Here is a 15,197-nt window from a genome sequence, read left to right on the forward strand (position 1 = left end):
CCCGAGCCCCCCCTCAAAAAAGCCAGCTGCAGGCAACCCATGCGCTCGGCAAGAACTATCCGTTGCTGTTGGACCGGTTCTCACAGGAGCGCACGCCAACGCACGACAGCGTACGCAAAGTAAGCAAACATGCGCCAAGGTACGCCAAGGTACGTAAAGTACGCAAAAGCACGCAAGCGCACGCCCCGCCGACGATCACCGAGCAACCTCGCCTACCGCCGCCACATCCGAAACAACGGCTCAGCCAGAAACAGCACAAACAGCAGGCGCATCACCTGCAACGCCGTCACCAGTGCCACCGAGAGCTGCAAGGTCTCGGCCGTCAGGCTCATCTCGGCGATCCCACCGGGCATCATGCCCAGGGTCAGCGAACGCACGTCGAGCCCGGTCAAGCCGGCCATTGCCCATGCCGCCCCCGTCGCGATGACCATGCTCAGGCCAGTCGCGACCAAGGTCCGAGCAAGAAACGCCGGCGCGCGGCGAAAGAACGCCCGGTTGAAGTGGCAGGCCAGCCCACTGCCGATCAGCCACTGGCCGATCTGGCTGGCGCCATTGGGCAAGGACAATTGCAGACCTGCGCCCAGGCTCACCGTCGCCGCCACCAGCAACGGCCCGAACAACCAGGGGTTGGGCTGGCGCAACCGCTGCCACACGAAGGCACTGAGCAGGGCCAGCGGCGCAATCAGCGCCAGCCACGGCCAGCTCACGGTGCCAGCGAGATGCACCGCCGCGCCGTCACCGAGCAGCAGCTTGAACAGCGCCGGCACACACAGCACCACCGTCAACACGCGCAAACTCTGCGCCGCCGCCACCTGGCTGAGCACCGCGCCATTGCGTGCGCCGAGGTTGACCATCTCGCCAGAGCCCCCAGGCATGCTGGCAAAAAACGCCGTGGCGTGGTCTTCGCCGCTGCGGCGCAGCCACCACACGCCAATCACGCTCGACACCGTGGTCAGCAACGCCCCGAAAAAGATGAGCAAGAAATGGCTGGCGACCTGTTCGATCACCAAGGGTGTGAAGTGCAGGCCGATGCCGACCCCGATGATCCACTGGCCGCACTTGCGCCCGTGGGGGATTTCCGACAGCTGCCAAGGGGTCAGGCAGCGCACCAGGATGATGGCCAGCAGGGCGCCGACCATCCACGGCAAAGGCCAGCCGACCTTGCTGGCGAGAAACCCGCCTGCAAGACCGACCAGCCCTGTTGCCCAGTACAGCGGCGGACCGCGATCAGGCATCGGCCATGGCCTGGCGCTGCTTGGCCCGGCGACGCCAGATGCGAATCAGCGGTAGCGAGATCATGCACGCCGTGAGCATCCACACGCCCAGGCTGATCGGGCTCGACCAGAGAATGCCCAGCTCACCGTTGGAGATCGACAGCGCGCGGCGCAGGTTCTGCTCCATCAGACCGCCGAGGATGAACCCGAGCAGGATCGGCGACAGCGGGAAGTCCAGCTTGCGCAGGATGTAGCCCATGATGCCGATGGCGACCATCAGGAACAGGTCGAAGGTGGTGGCGTGGACGGCGTAGACGCCGATCCCGGTGATGATCGCGATGACCGGCACCAGTGCCCAGTTCGGCACGGCGAGGATGCGGGTGAAGATGCGGATCATCGGGATGTTCAGGATCACCAGCATGATGTTGGCGATGAACAGCGAGGCGATCAGGCCCCAGACGATGTCGGGCTGCTGCTCGAACAGCATCGGGCCTGGCGTGATGTTGTACAGCGTCAGCGCGCCGATCATCACCGCCGTGGTGCCCGAACCCGGAACGCCGAGCGTCAGCATCGGCACCAGGGCGCCGCAGCAGGAGGCGCCGATGGCGGTTTCCGGTGCAGCCAGGCCCCGGGCGTCGCCCTGGCCGAACTTGCCGCTGGCACCGGCCATGCGTTTCTCGGTCATGTAGGCCACGGCACTGGCCAGGGTCGCACCAGCACCCGGCAACACGCCCATGACGAAGCCGAGCAGGCCGCAGCGGATGTTGACGGCGAACACCGACGCCGCCTCTTTCATGTTGAACAGCATGCGCCCGGTGGCTTTCACCGCCTGGTGACCGTGGTGGGTCTTCTCCAGCAGCAAGAGGATTTCACTGATCGAGAACAGCCCCAGCACCAGCACCACGAACTGAATGCCGTCGGCCATGTGCACGCTGTCGCCGGTGAACCGGTACACGCCACTGTTGGCGTCGATGCCGACCGCCGAGAGGAACAGGCCGATCAGCGCAGCGATGAAGGTTTTCAACGGCTTGTCGCCGGCCATGCCGCCCAGCGCGACGATGGCGAATACCATCAGCACGAAGTACTCCGCAGGGCCAAAGGCAATCGCCCATTTGGCCAGCAGCGGGGCGAACAGGACCATGCCGCAGGTGGCGATGAAGGCACCGATGAACGAGCTCCAGGCCGACAGCGACAGGGCGACGCCTGCCAGGCCCTGGCGGGCCATGGGGTAGCCGTCCAGCGTGGTCATCACGGTCGAGGCTTCGCCCGGAATGTTGAGCAGGATCGAGCTGATCCGACCACCGTATTCACAGCCCAGGTACACCGCCGCCAGCAGGATCAGCGCCGATTCCGGCGGCAGGCCCAGGGCGAAGGCGATGGGGATCAGCAGTGCCACGCCGTTGATCGGACCCAGGCCCGGCAGCAGGCCGACCACGGTGCCGATCAAGGTGCCGCTCAGCGCGGTCACCAGGTTGTAAGGGGTCAGGGCGACGCCGAAGCCCTGGCCCAGGTAGCTCAAAGTATCCATGTTTCAGTTCTCCAGAACGCTGAGCAGGCCCAGGGGCAGCGGCACGTCCATCATGTGGTCGAACAGCCAGTAGAGAAACACGCTCATGCCAGTGACGACGATGGCGCTGTGCAGCCAGCGGCCGCCGTACAGACGGGCCATGGGCAGGCCGGCGAGGATCGCGCTGAGGATGAAGCCCAGCGATTCGAAGGTGGCGGCGAACAGCAACAGCAAGCCGATGCAGGCACAGATCTTGATCAGGGTGGCGCGGTCCAGTTCTGGCTCGTCGTCCTTGCGCACGATGGGCGTGGGACGGATCGCCATGTACAGCAGGCCCAGGCTCATCAGGCCGAGCATCAGCAATGGATAGGCCCGCGGGCCGACCGGCTCATAGGAAAACGCGGCCTGGTACGGCCAGGCAATCACCGCCAGAGCGGCGCAAACGGCCAGCAGGACGAGCGCGAAGATGCGTTGCAGGATCATGGGGGAATCCTCGAACTAGGTAAGTGCGTACCGGCAGAGGCCGGCGATGTTTGGCCCAACTCGGACAAACGTCTGTGTATGGGCCGGGCTGGTCTTGCTGATGACCTGGTCAGTAATGGGCGGGCTGCGCCGGCCCGGCTTCATTTGCCCGGTTGATCACTGGGTTTGTGCTGGGTCGGCGTTGCCGGCCATCGCGACTGACCGGAGCGCCGGACCGGCCGCTCCTACAGGGGGGCGGTGAGCCCGTTGAAGCTGCTCATGCAGGCAAGTCCAAAACTTGTGGAAGCGGCCGGTCCGGCGCTCCGGCTAGCCGCGAAGGTCCGAGGCCGAAACCGTGCTACTGCACCAGGCCAAACTCCTTGGCCAGGACTTTGTACTGCGCCACTTGCTGCTTCACGTACTTGTCCAGCTCCTCACCCGTCATGGCGAAGGGGAACAGCTCGCGCTGGTCACGCAGCTTGGCGAACGCTTCGGAGGCCAGCATCTTGTCGAAGGATTCCTTCCACCAGGCGTAGTCTTCGTCGCTCACCTTTGGCCCAAGGTAGAAACCACGCACCACCGGCCAGACGATGTCGTAGCCTTGCTCTTTGGCGGTCGGGATGTTCTTCATTTCCGGATCGTCCAGGCGCTCCTCGGAGAACACCGCGAGCAGGCGCATGTTGCCGCTCTGGATGTGCGGCATGGAGTCGGAGATGTCGGTCGAACCCACCTGAATGTGCCCGCCGAGCAGCGCAGTGGCGATTTCACCGCCGCCTTCGAGCGCCACGTAGCGCAGGTCACGCGGGTTGATCCCGGCGGCCTTGGCGATCAGTGCGGTTTGCATCCAGTCCTGGCTGCCGACGGTGCCGCCCGAGCCGATCACCACTTTGCTTGGGTCTTTCTTCAGCGCGGCGACCAGATCGTCGAGGGTCTTGTAGGGCGAATCGTTCTTCACGGCGATGGCGCCGTAACTGGTGCCCACCGCTGCCAGCCACTTCACGGCGTTCTCGTCGAAGCGACCGAATTTGCCCTGCGCCAGGTTCAGCAGCGAACCACTGGACCACGCCACCAGGGTGCCGGCATCGCCCGGACGCTGGGCCACCACGGCGTTGTAGGCCACCGCACCCACGCCGCCGGGCATGTAGGTCACGCGCATCGGCTTGCTGAGGATCTTCTCGTTGATCAGGGCGCTCTGCACCAGCTTGCAGGTCAGGTCGAAGCCGCCGCCGGGCGAGGCCGGGGCGATGCATTCAGGGCGCTTGGGTTCGGCGGCCAGGGCGTTGCCGGCCAGGACCAGGCAGCCAGTAGCGAGTACGAGGCGGCGCAGGGAAAAGGTCATCGTCTTATCTCCGTCAATTGTTCTTATGGATTACCAAAGGGCCACGCTGTAGCTCACCAGCACACGGGTTTCGTCCGCGTCACGGGTGAAGTTGGAGCGGAAACTGGCATTGCGCAGGCGCACCGCGACGTCTTTCAACGGGCCGCTTTGCACCACGTACTTGAGTTCGGTGTTGCGCTCCCATTCCTTGCCCTCGCCACCGCCTGCGCGGCTGACGTTGTCGCCACTGATGTAGCGGGTCAGGAAGCTCAGGCCGGGCATGCCGATGGAGGCGAAGTTGTAGTCGTAGCGCAGTTGCCAGGAATGCTCGTCGGCGTTGGCGAAGTCGTTGATCTGGACGAAGTTGACCAGATGCGGGTCGGCGCCATCGAGGTAGGGGAAGGCGCTGTCGCCCGACACATGCTGGTAGGCGCCGCTGAACTTGTGGCCGCTGAGGGCGTAGCTGAGCATGCCGTTGGCCGTGGTGTTGTCGATGCGCCCGGCCTTGGCCTGGCCCTGGTCGTCACTGGTGGACAGGCGCAGGTCGGCGCCGAAGGTGCCTGGGCCCCACTTCTGGCTGGCGAGCAGGCCGAGGTAATGCTGGCGGTAGATGTCGTCGAGCTGGGCAATGTAGTAGGTGCCGGTCAGCGCCTTGCTGAACGCGTAATCGACGCCGGCCATGTCGAAATGGTTGCCACTGAAAGTGCCGCCGAAGCGCCCGCCCTTGTTGTTCAGGGCCAGGTCTTCCCAGTTGGTGTCGTTGCGGTCCTTGACCTTCTCCATGCGCCCGCCAATGAAGGTCAGGCGGTCGATGTCGCGCGAGGTGAGCAGGGCGCCTTCGAAGGTTTGCGGCAGGATGCGGCCGTCGTTGGGGCGCAGTACGGGTGTGACCGGAATCAGCGAGCCGACTTTCAGTTCGGTGGCGGAAATGCGCACCTTGCCGGTCAGGCCGAGCTTGGAGTATTCGTCGGCCGCTTTGCCGTCGTCGTGCACAGGCAGCAGGCCGGTGCCTGCGCGATCACGGCTGGAGTCGAGCTTGATGCCCACCATGCCCAGCGCATCGACGCCAAACCCCACGGTGCCGTCGGTGTAGCCGGACTCGACGTTGAGCATGAACCCCTGGGCCCATTCGTCGCGCTTGGATTGCTGCGCGCTGGTGCCGTCGCGAAAGTCGCGGTTGAAGTACATGTTGCGGGTTTCGAAGGTGGCGGTGCTGTCTTCGAAGAAGGCGGCCTGGCTCATCGGCGCAACGCCTGCCAAGGCAAGGGCGCTGGCGAGGGTGCCGGGGCGTGAACGAAGCGGACGGGAAGGCGCAAGCGCCTGTAGCTGTGTCGACAGCATCAGGGGATGACTCCAATTCTTGTTCTTATTGGCTGCACCTTTGAGGTGCATTGCTCGGCAGATCGGGCTGCCGTGGTGCGATCCTAGGTAACCAACCTTTCACCAACCTTTCACGGTCACAGGTTTGTTACAAAGGGCTTCACAGACCCGAGCGCAGGGGTACACTCCGCGCCAATCGAACGACTCAAGGGTGAAGGCGATGCGTGTGTTGCTGGTCGAAGACCACCTGCAACTGGCTGAAAGCGTGGCGCAGGCCTTCAAGAGCCAAGGCCTGACCGTGGATGTGCTGCACGACGGCGTGGCGGCCGACCTGGCTCTGGCTAGCGAGGAATACGCCGCCGTCGTGCTCGATGTCGGCTTGCCACGCATGGACGGCTTCGAGGTTCTGGCGCGGCTGCGTGGGCGCGGCAAGACCGTACCGGTGCTGATGCTCACTGCCCGCAGCGACGTGAAGGACCGCGTGCACGGCCTGAACCTTGGCGCCGATGACTACTTGGCCAAGCCTTTTGAACTGAGCGAGCTGGAAGCCCGGGTCAAGGCGTTGTTGCGTCGCAGCGTGCTGGGCGGCGAGCGTCAGCAGTGCTGCGGCCCGCTGGTCTATCACCTCGACACGCGGCGCTTCACCCTCGGCGCTGAACACTTCACCCTGACCTCCCGCGAGCACAGCGTGCTCGAAGCCCTGATCGCCCGACCCGGACGGGTGATGAGCAAAGAGCAATTGGCTGCCCAGGTGTTCGGCCTCGATGAAGAGGCCAGCCCGGATGCCATCGAGATCTATATCCACCGCCTGCGCAAGAAGCTCGATGGTCACCCGGTCGCCATCGTCACCTTCCGCGGCCTGGGTTACTTGCTTGAACACCGCGATGCGTGACAACGGCAGCCTGCGTGGCCGCTTGCTCGGCAATCTGGCGCTGCTGCTGGTGGTGCTGATGGTCGCCAGCGGCCTGAGCGCCTACTGGAACGGTCGCGAGGCCGCTGACACCGCCTACGACCGCACCCTGCTGGCCTCGGCGCGGACCATCGCCGCTGGCCTCTCGCAGCGCGACGGCACCCTCAGTGCCGACGTGCCGTACGTGGCTCTCGACACCTTTGCCTACGACAGCGCCGGGCGCATCTATTACCAGGTACTGGACATCCAGCAGCGGCTGATCTCCGGCTACGAGCATCTGCCGCCCCCGCCGCCTGGCACGCCGCGTACCGACGATTACCCGGCCCTGGCGCGCTTCTACAGCGCCACCTACCAGGGCCAGGATGTGCGCGTGGTCAGCCTGCTCAAGCCTGTCAGCGAGCCGAACATGAACGGCATGGCAGAGATTCGTGTGGCCGAAACCGAAGAAGCGCGGGTGAGCATGGCCCGCGACCTGATGACGGACACTCTGCTGCGCCTGGGCATGCTGGCGTTGGCTGCGCTGGTGATGGTGTGGTTCGCCGTGAGCGCCGCGCTGCGCCCGCTGGAGCGCTTGCGCCGCGCCGTCGAAGAGCGCCAGCCCGACGACCTGCGCCCGCTGCCCCTGGTGCAGGTGCAACGCGAACTCGGCCCGCTGGTGCGCGGGCTCAACCACTTCACCGAGCGCCTGCGCGCGCAGTTCGAGCGCCAGGCGCAGTTTATCGCCGATGCCGCCCATGAGTTGCGCACCCCCCTGGCGGCGCTCAAGGCGCGGCTGGAGCTGGGTCGGCGCTCCTCGGACCCCGAGCACTGGCGCCAGACCCTGATCGAAGCCGCTCACGGCACTGATCGGCTGACCCATCTGGCCAATCAATTGCTGTCGTTGGCGCGGGTCGAGCATGGCGCGCGGACCATCGCCGAGGGCGGCGCGCAGCGTCTGGACCTCACGCAGCTGGCCCGCGAGCTGGGCATGGCCCTGGCGCCGCTGGCCCATGCCCGCGGTGTGGCATTGGCGCTGGAGGCCCAAGCGCCGGTGTGGCTCAAGGGCGAGCCTACCCTGCTCAACGAACTGCTGAGCAACCTGGTGGACAACGCGCTGGCCCACACCCCGGATGGCGGTACGGTGATCTTGCGGGTGCTGGCGCCTGGCGTGCTGGAGGTCGAGGATGACGGCCCTGGCATTCCCGAGGCGGAGCGTGAGCGGGTATTCGAGCGCTTCTATCGACGCAGTGCACAAGGGACAGGGCTGGGGCTGGCCATCGTGGGTGAAATCTGCCGCGCGCACCTGGCGCAGATCAGCCTGCATGAGGGTCGCCGCGGCGGGCTGAAAGTACGGGTGAGTTTTACCGCAGACTGAGTGCTCGGCCCTCGACGCAAGCCGCTCCGAGCGAGGTCCAACGTGCTGATGTAACAGGGACATGCAGCAATGGCCGGTCCGACACTTGGCTCAGCCGCGACGGGCGGGGAAGGCGCCGGTTATCGGCAGTGCACACGGTGCGGGTTGCAAGGTGGCAGCCAGGGCCCCGAGCCAAGGCCCAGCCATTCAACCGAGCATTGCGCGCGCTTTGATCAGGTCGTCGACGTCGATTTCCGTGCCGGCAGGCAGCTTCAGGTGACGCCAGGCCGGCAAGGCACTGGCGGGCAGGTCGGGGTCTTGCTGGCGTAACTGCCGGGCGATCTGCACCACATCGATGTAGTCCGGGCGCAGGGTGGTGCGCTCGAGGTTGTCGATCTGGCTGGGCAGCCTGACCAGTTGTTCAGGGAAATCCCAGGCGCTGAGGATCTTGTCGCCCAGCACGGGCTGGATGTGCTCGATGACATAGTGCAGGCAGACCGGATCGGCCAGCAGCTCGTTGTGTTCTTCGGCGTAAATCAGCACCGGCAGGGCGCCGATCTGGTGCACCAGCCCGCCCAGCGCAGCCTGATCAGGCTTGAGCAAGGTGTAGCGGCGGCACAGCTCATAGCTGATCCCGGCCACCTCCAGGCTACGGGCCCAGATGTCGCGCAGCTTGTCCTCGACCGACGGGGAGCGGGCATGGAAGATCTGCTCGATCACCAGACCGATGGCCAGGTTGCAGCTGTAGTTCACGCCCAGTCGGGTAATGGCGGTGTGCAGGTCGGTGACCTCCACCAGAGCGCGCAGCAATGGGCTGTTGACGACCTTGATCAAGCGTGCCGAGAGCGCGGCATCCTGGCCGATCACCCGGCTCAACGCCGCCACGCTGATCTCGCTGTCTTCGGCGGCCTCACGGATGCTCAGGGCAACTTCGGGCAGGGTCGGCAGCAGCAGTTCATCGTTCTCGATGGCGGCAAGCAGCTGTGCTTGCACCCTCTCGGCCAACTTGTTCATGAAGGATCTCTACCGCGGTGAAGGGAGGCGGCCCGACGCAGGGTGGGCCGGGCTGATCAGCGTTGGATTTCCCTGTCGCGGTCAAGTTCGTATGGCAATTGCAGGAGGCTCAGGCGAGGGCCATCGGCTGCGCCCAGGTGCAGGTTGTCGTCGGCCACCGAATCTGCACTCAGCACCGCCAGCAACTCGCAACCTTGCCCGGTACTGGCGGCTAGCACCACCTCGCCAACCGATGAGCCGTGGGTGGGCGAGAACACTTCGCTACCCGCTGCCGGAAGGTCGGCCTGGGCCAGTGCCAAGCGATACAGGCGGCGTTTGAGCTTGCCCAGGTACTGCATGCGCGCGACGATTTCCTGGCCGGTATAGCAGCCTTTCTTGAAGCTCACGCCGCCCACGGCCTGCAGGTTGATCATCTGCGGAATGAACAGCTCGCGGGTGGCGCCGAACACCTGGCCCAGGCCTGCGCGCACCTGGCCCAGCAGCCAGTCATTGAGCGTGCCTTCCGGCACATGAGCTGCCAGTTGCTCACGTACGCCAGGGGCCTGTTCGGCGCCGGCCCACAGTTCTACGCGGCCAGGCGAAACACGCACAGCCATCAGTCCGGGCTGACGCGCGGTCGCGCCGGCATTTTCCGGTACGTCGAGGCCCAGTGCCTGCAATGCGGCGTCCGCCTGTTGCAGGCCGAAGCGGGCCCAGGCGGCGCTTTCATCGGTGAGCAGCGCCTTGGAGAACACGGCGTACTTTTTCAGGTCGGCCAGTTGCAGGTCGAGCAGCTCGCTGGCCATCGCCAACAGGAAACCCGTGCCTTCGGGCAGGATGCGGAAGCTCGACTGCATGCGGCCCTTGACCATGCAGCGGGCGCCGAGGCTGGCCTGTGCGTCGTCGAGGTAGTTGAGATTGCAGGTCAGTTGCCCCTGAAGGAATTTGCCCGCATCAGAGCCGCGGACGGCAAGGACGCCCTCGTGGCTCAGCGGGCAGTAGAAAGCAGAATCGGCCATGGGTCATCGCGGTCGCTGTAAAGACTGGCGGCCATCATAGAACGGCGCTGGCGAAATAGGTAGGCGGGTGCTCATGTGCCGTCACAGGGTACGACCAATGCCCCTGTGCCGCGCTGCGTGGCAGGCTGTATACTGCGCGGCCATTCGAGGAGGGCCCCATGGTCGAACAAACTGAACTCAACCGCCTGTTCTGGCACAGCCGACGCGGCATGCTGGAGCTGGACGTGCTGCTGGTGCCCTTCAGCCAGGAGGTCTACGCCACCCTCAGCGAAGCCGATCGGCAACTGTACACGCGCCTGCTCGAATGCGAAGACCAAGACATGTTCGGCTGGTTCATGGAGCGCTGCGAGTCCGAAGACCCCGAGCTGCAACGCATGGTTCGCATGATTCTGGACCGTGTCCAGCCCAAGTGAAGCCTTCGAGTGTCGTTGGCAAGGCTCGCGCCTGCTGCTGACGGCCTACCTGGCGTGCCTGGCTCTGGCGCTATGCGCTGCGTGGCTCAGCGCCGCGCCAGCGTGGCTGGCCTGCCTGATCAGCCTGGCCTGTGCCACGCACGCCGGCTGGACGATCCCCCGCCATATCCTGCTCACCCATCCCGGTGCCATCACGGGTCTGCGGCGCAGCGCGCAAGGCTGGGCGGTGTTCACGGTGAGCCAGGGTTGGCAGCCGGCGCGATTGTGCCGTGACAGCCTCGCGCTGCCGCAGTTGGTGGTGGTGCGCGTGGTCCGCCGCGGGCGCTGGCTGAGTGAAAGCCAGTGCGTTGCCGCCGACGGTTTGCCTGCGGATCAGCATCGACGCTTGCGGGTCCGGCTCAGATTCGGCCGCCAACGCTGGCAGGCGGCGTGAGGGGCTAGTGTCGGCTCAGGGTCGGATCAAGCACCGTATCGCGCGCTTCGGCAAGCATCTGGGGGTAGTCGAGCGTGTAGTGCAGCCCGCGCGATTCCTTGCGCTGCATGGCTGAGCGGATCATCAGCTCGGCTACCTGAGCCAGGTTGCGCAGCTCGATGAGGTCACGGCTGACCTTGTAGTTGCTGTAGAACTCGTCGATTTCATCGAGCAGCATGCGCACCCGGTGCGCAGCCCGTTGCAAGCGCTTGCTGGTGCGCACGATGCCGACGTAATCCCACATGAAACGCCGCAGCTCGTCCCAGTTGTGGGCGATGATCACGTCTTCGTCCGAGTCGGTGACCTGGCTGGCGTCCCAGCAGGGCAGGGCGCGCGGGGTCGGAATGTGCTCAAGCTGGGCGATGATGTCCGCGGCCGCCGCGCGGCCATAGACGAAGCATTCGAGCAACGAATTGCTGGCCATGCGGTTGGCGCCATGCAGGCCGGTGAAGCTGGTTTCGCCAATGGCGTACAAACCCGGCACGTCGGTGTGGCCATGCTCGTCGACCATCACGCCGCCGCAGGTGTAGTGCGCGGCAGGCACCACCGGAATGGGCTGGCGGGTGATGTCGATGCCAAAGCCCAGGCAACGCTCGTAGACCGTGGGGAAGTGGCTCTTGATGAAGGCTGCGGGCATGTGGGTGATGTCGAGGTACACACAGTCGACGCCCAGGCGCTTCATCTCATGGTCGATGGCGCGCGCGACGATGTCTCGTGGCGCCAGCTCTTCCCGGGCATCGAAGCGCGGCATGAAGCGTTCGCCATTGGGTAGGCGCAGCAGCGCGCCTTCGCCGCGCAGCGCTTCGGTGATGAGAAAGCTCTTGGCCTGCGGGTGGTACAGGCAGGTGGGGTGGAACTGGTTGAATTCCAGGTTGGCCACCCGGCAGCCGGCGCGCCAGGCCATGGCGATGCCATCGCCGCAGGCGCCGTCGGGGTTGCTGGTGTACAGGTAGACCTTGGCCGCACCCCCCGTGGCCAGCACGGTGAAGCGCGCGCCGAAGGTGTCGACCTCGCCCGTGCTGCGGTCCAGCACGTACGCGCCCAGGCAGCGCTGGCCATTGAGGCCCAGGCGCCGCTCGGTGATCAGGTCGATGGCCACGCGCTCTTCGAGCAGTTCGATGTTCGGCCGCTGGCGCGCCTGCTCGAGGAGCGAGGTGAAAATCGCCGCACCGGTGGCATCGGCCGCATGGATGATGCGCCGGTGGCTATGACCGCCTTCGCGGGTCAGGTGGAATTCGTAGCCCCGTTCGTCGGAGCTGGCGTGCTCCTCGCGGGTGAAGGGTACGCCTTGCTCGATCAGCCACTCGATGGCCTCGCGGCTGTGCTCGACGGTGAAGCGCACGGCGTCTTCATGGCACAGGCCGCCGCCGGCATTGAGCGTGTCCTCTACGTGGGACTGAACCGTGTCGGTGTCGTCCAGTACAGCGGCCACACCGCCCTGCGCCCAGAACGTCGAACCATTGGCCAGCTCGCCCTTGCTCAACACGGCGATACGCAGTTCGCGCGGCAGATTCAGCGCCAGGCTGAGACCGGCCGCACCGCTGCCGATCACCAGGACATCATGTTGGAATTGTTGGCTCATGTCGGGACACTAGTATCTGGATGAGGTGAACGGCACAATAGTCGCGCGTAGGTGGCATTGTGAAACTATCGTGACCGAAGCCGGAGCGCCTTTATAGCAGTCCCAGGTGACTGATTTCCAACGGCGTTTGCACGCTTCGGAGGATTTCGGCGGGAACTTTCGGTGGTCGTCGGAAATCCTATGAAGGCTGCCCGCACGTCACAATTGCTGCGGCGACGCAGGGCAGCTGCTCTAACCGGGCGAAATCCTGCGTATTCGAGATTCTTAAGTCGAAGTGGTCCGTCATGCGGGCCACCTCGCTCATGCGAGCCGATAAAAGGCCGCAGGAAACTTGCTTGGAGGGGAGAACTTTTGCCTAAAGCCCGAGTCTATGTTTGCAAGCCTGAACGATGGCTTTTGCAACGCTCCTTCGAGACTACTGAGGAGTGTTCATGCTAACCCAGGAAGAGGATCAGCAGCTTGTCGAGCGCGTACAGCGCGGTGACAGGCGAGCGTTCGATCTGTTGGTGCTGAAGTATCAGCACAAGATTCTCGGGTTGATCGTGCGGTTCGTCCACGACACCCACGAAGCCCAGGACGTTGCGCAGGAAGCCTTCATCAAGGCGTACCGGGCGCTTGGAAATTTCCGCGGTGACAGCGCCTTTTATACTTGGCTGTACCGCATCGCCATCAACACGGCGAAGAACTACCTGGTGTCCCGCGGAAGGCGGCCACCCGATAGCGATGTGAGTTCCGAGGATGCGGAATTTTACGACGGCGATCATGGCCTCAAGGATCTTGAGTCTCCAGAGCGCTCACTGTTGCGGGATGAGATCGAAGGTACCGTCCATCGGACCATCCAGCAATTGCCCGAAGATTTGCGTACGGCACTGACTTTACGCGAATTCGATGGTCTGAGTTACGAAGACATTGCGAGCGTCATGCAATGTCCTGTGGGCACCGTGCGTTCGCGAATATTCCGCGCTCGGGAGGCCATCGATAAAGCCCTGCAACCGCTGTTGCAGGACTCCTGAGACAGCGGCGACAGCCAAGAGAGGAACCGCCATGAGTCGTGAAGCTTTGCAGGAATCGCTGTCCGCAGTATTGGACAACGAAGCGGATGAACTGGAACTGCGTCGGGTGCTGAGCGCCGCTGACGAGTCCGAGACCCGCGCTACCTGGGCCCGTTACCAGGTCGCTCGTGCGGCTATGCATAAAGAGTTGCTGATGCCCAAGCTGGACATCGCCTCGGCGGTTTCTGCAGCATTGGCTGAAGAAGCGGCGCCAGCGCCGGTCAAGCAAAACGCATGGCGCAGTGTTGGCCGTCTGGCGGTTGCCGCCTCGGTCACGGTCGCGGTGCTGGCAGGCGTACGCCTGTACAACCAGGACGAGATCACTGGCGCCGAGCTGGCTTCCCAGCAGCCAGTGCAGCAAAACCTGAGCGCACCGCAAGTCCAAGGCCCGGCAGTACTGGCCGGCTACAGCGAAAGTAGCGAACAGCCGACCGGCCCAATGGCCAACGGCGTTCTGCAAAATCAGGCCGGTTGGGACAAGCGTATGCCAGGTTACCTGCGCCAGCACGCCCAGGAATCGGCGTTGAAGGGCGGTGAAACCGCGCTGCCTTACGCTCGCGCTGCCAGCATGGACGACGCCAAGTAGGGAGAAGCATGCGCGCGCTAGCCTTCCTGCCGCTTTTGGTCGGCAGCTGCGTCGCGGTGCCAGTCCTGGCGGCCAACTCCTCGCCCCAGGCGAGCGAATGGTTGGCCAGGCTGGCGCAGGCCGAACGGCAACAGAGTTATCACGGATCGTTCATCTACGAACGAAACGGCAGCTTTTCTTCCCACGATATCTGGCACCGTGTGGCCGACGGCTCAGTCACTGAGCGCTTGTCGCGTCTGGACGGTGATGTGCAGGAAATCGTGCGTGTCAACGGCAAGGTGCAGTGTGCGACCGGCGACCTCAGTTCGGAGGTGGACGGCTCGGGCAGCACCGCGCCGCGCGTGCTCGACCCCCTCAAGCTGATGAGCTGGTACGACCTGAGCGTTGCCGGCAAATCCCGCGTGGCCGGCCGTGAGGCGGTGTCGGTGAGCCTTTCCCCGCGCGACCAGCATCGGTATGGCTTCGATCTGGATCTCGACAAGGAAACAGGGTTGCCACTGCGCTCCTTGATGATCAACGACAAAGGCCAGTTGCTCGAACGCTTTCAGGTCATTCGCCTGGATACGCATCGGCCGCTGGGCGTGGGAGATCTGAAAGGAGGCGCCGCCTGCAAGCCGTTCAAGTCCGCGCCTGTCTCAGCACCTGCGGCTGTGGTGGGGTGGCGGTCAGACTGGCTGCCGGCCGGGTTCGAGCTGGTCAGCAGTGCCATCCATCGTGATGGCCAAGGTGGTCAGTCGCTGAGCACCTTGATGTATGACGACGGGCTGGCGCGGTTCTCGGTTTTTCTTGAGCCCACTGCGTCAGTCGATGGCAATGACATCCGCACGCAGCTCGGGCCTACCGCCGCCGTGTCGCGCCACCTGGTGACCGCCAACGGGCCGATCATGGTCACCGTGGTGGGTGAGATTCCGCTGGGCACGGCCGAGCGCGTGGCGTTGTCGATGCGCCTTCACGAGGCTCAGGCCCGTCAGTGAGCGCCTGTTTTACACCCCCCGCGGCACATAATTGAAATGAAA

Annotated in this window: 15 protein-coding genes; 7 read left to right on the forward strand and 8 right to left on the reverse strand. The window is 64.6% G+C overall.

The window, feature by feature from the left end; translation table 11 throughout:
- Positions 1-212: 212 nt before the first annotated feature.
- The 5 genes from SJI00_RS00200 to SJI00_RS00220 all read right to left on the reverse strand — a co-directional run bounded on the left by SJI00_RS00200 (position 213) and on the right by SJI00_RS00220 (position 5,842).
- Positions 213-1,235 carry an AbrB family transcriptional regulator gene (locus SJI00_RS00200; protein WP_322459769.1) on the reverse strand — a complete coding sequence of 341 codons (1,023 nt, stop codon included), beginning with the start codon at positions 1,233-1,235 and terminating at the stop codon, positions 213-215.
- On the reverse strand, positions 1,228-2,742 hold the full coding sequence (locus SJI00_RS00205) for a tripartite tricarboxylate transporter permease (RefSeq protein WP_322459770.1): 1,515 nt from the start codon (positions 2,740-2,742) through the stop codon (positions 1,228-1,230). The genes SJI00_RS00200 and SJI00_RS00205 overlap by 8 nt, the downstream gene beginning before the upstream one ends.
- Positions 2,743-2,745: 3 nt before the next feature.
- Entirely contained in the window at positions 2,746-3,204 is a 459-nt protein-coding gene (locus tag SJI00_RS00210) for a tripartite tricarboxylate transporter TctB family protein (RefSeq protein WP_322459771.1), read from the reverse strand.
- A 337-nt stretch (positions 3,205-3,541) separates the two neighbouring features.
- Entirely contained in the window at positions 3,542-4,522 is a 981-nt protein-coding gene (locus tag SJI00_RS00215) for a Bug family tripartite tricarboxylate transporter substrate binding protein (RefSeq protein WP_322459772.1), read from the reverse strand.
- 30 nt (positions 4,523-4,552) lie between these two features.
- Complete coding sequence (locus SJI00_RS00220; protein WP_322459773.1) at positions 4,553-5,842, reverse strand: OprD family porin; 1,290 nt, start codon at positions 5,840-5,842, stop codon at positions 4,553-4,555.
- A gap of 199 nt (positions 5,843-6,041) precedes the next feature.
- Between SJI00_RS00220 and SJI00_RS00225 the strand changes: the two genes are divergently transcribed.
- Both SJI00_RS00225 and SJI00_RS00230 read left to right on the forward strand, forming a co-directional pair.
- Positions 6,042-6,713 (forward strand): response regulator, encoded by a 672-nt coding sequence (locus SJI00_RS00225; RefSeq protein WP_322459774.1) that lies wholly within the window; start codon positions 6,042-6,044, stop codon positions 6,711-6,713.
- Positions 6,706-8,085 (forward strand): sensor histidine kinase, encoded by a 1,380-nt coding sequence (locus SJI00_RS00230; protein ID WP_322460442.1) that lies wholly within the window; start codon positions 6,706-6,708, stop codon positions 8,083-8,085. The genes SJI00_RS00225 and SJI00_RS00230 overlap by 8 nt, the downstream gene beginning before the upstream one ends.
- Positions 8,086-8,271: 186 nt before the next feature.
- Here SJI00_RS00230 and SJI00_RS00235 read toward each other — a convergent pair whose 3' ends face one another.
- Complete coding sequence (locus tag SJI00_RS00235) at positions 8,272-9,078, reverse strand: HDOD domain-containing protein (protein WP_322459775.1); 807 nt, start codon at positions 9,076-9,078, stop codon at positions 8,272-8,274.
- A gap of 56 nt (positions 9,079-9,134) precedes the next feature.
- The gene (ygfZ, locus tag SJI00_RS00240) at positions 9,135-10,076 is read right to left on the reverse strand and encodes a CAF17-like 4Fe-4S cluster assembly/insertion protein YgfZ (protein ID WP_322459776.1); all 942 of its coding nucleotides are present in this window, start codon (positions 10,074-10,076) and stop codon (positions 9,135-9,137) included.
- Between the two features lie 158 nt (positions 10,077-10,234).
- Between ygfZ and SJI00_RS00245 the strand changes: the two genes are divergently transcribed.
- Complete coding sequence (locus tag SJI00_RS00245) at positions 10,235-10,489, forward strand: FAD assembly factor SdhE (RefSeq protein WP_322459777.1); 255 nt, start codon at positions 10,235-10,237, stop codon at positions 10,487-10,489.
- Positions 10,473-10,922 (forward strand): protein YgfX, encoded by a 450-nt coding sequence (locus SJI00_RS00250; RefSeq protein ID WP_322459778.1) that lies wholly within the window; start codon positions 10,473-10,475, stop codon positions 10,920-10,922. Before SJI00_RS00245 ends, SJI00_RS00250 begins: the two co-directional genes overlap by 17 nt.
- Positions 10,923-10,926: 4 nt before the next feature.
- Here the strand turns inward: SJI00_RS00250 and nadB are convergent, their stop codons facing one another.
- Positions 10,927-12,543: an L-aspartate oxidase gene (nadB, locus tag SJI00_RS00255; RefSeq protein ID WP_322459779.1), complete on the reverse strand. Its 1,617-nt coding sequence runs from the start codon at positions 12,541-12,543 to the stop codon at positions 10,927-10,929.
- A gap of 431 nt (positions 12,544-12,974) precedes the next feature.
- Between nadB and rpoE the strand changes: the two genes are divergently transcribed.
- Genes rpoE through SJI00_RS00270 form a run of 3 tightly spaced genes read left to right on the forward strand, consistent with a single transcriptional unit; the run spans position 12,975 to position 15,155 of the window.
- On the forward strand, positions 12,975-13,556 hold the full coding sequence (gene rpoE / locus SJI00_RS00260) for an RNA polymerase sigma factor RpoE/AlgU (RefSeq protein WP_312933718.1): 582 nt from the start codon (positions 12,975-12,977) through the stop codon (positions 13,554-13,556).
- 31 nt (positions 13,557-13,587) lie between these two features.
- A complete protein-coding gene (locus SJI00_RS00265) occupies positions 13,588-14,181 on the forward strand; it encodes an RseA family anti-sigma factor (RefSeq protein ID WP_322459780.1) in 594 nt (197 codons plus the stop codon).
- A gap of 8 nt (positions 14,182-14,189) precedes the next feature.
- A complete protein-coding gene (locus SJI00_RS00270; protein ID WP_322459781.1) occupies positions 14,190-15,155 on the forward strand; it encodes a MucB/RseB C-terminal domain-containing protein in 966 nt (321 codons plus the stop codon).
- The last annotated feature ends 42 nt before the right edge of the window (positions 15,156-15,197 follow it).

This window comes from Pseudomonas gebzensis, assembly GCF_034427815.1.
Lineage (GTDB): Bacteria > Pseudomonadota > Gammaproteobacteria > Pseudomonadales > Pseudomonadaceae > Aquipseudomonas.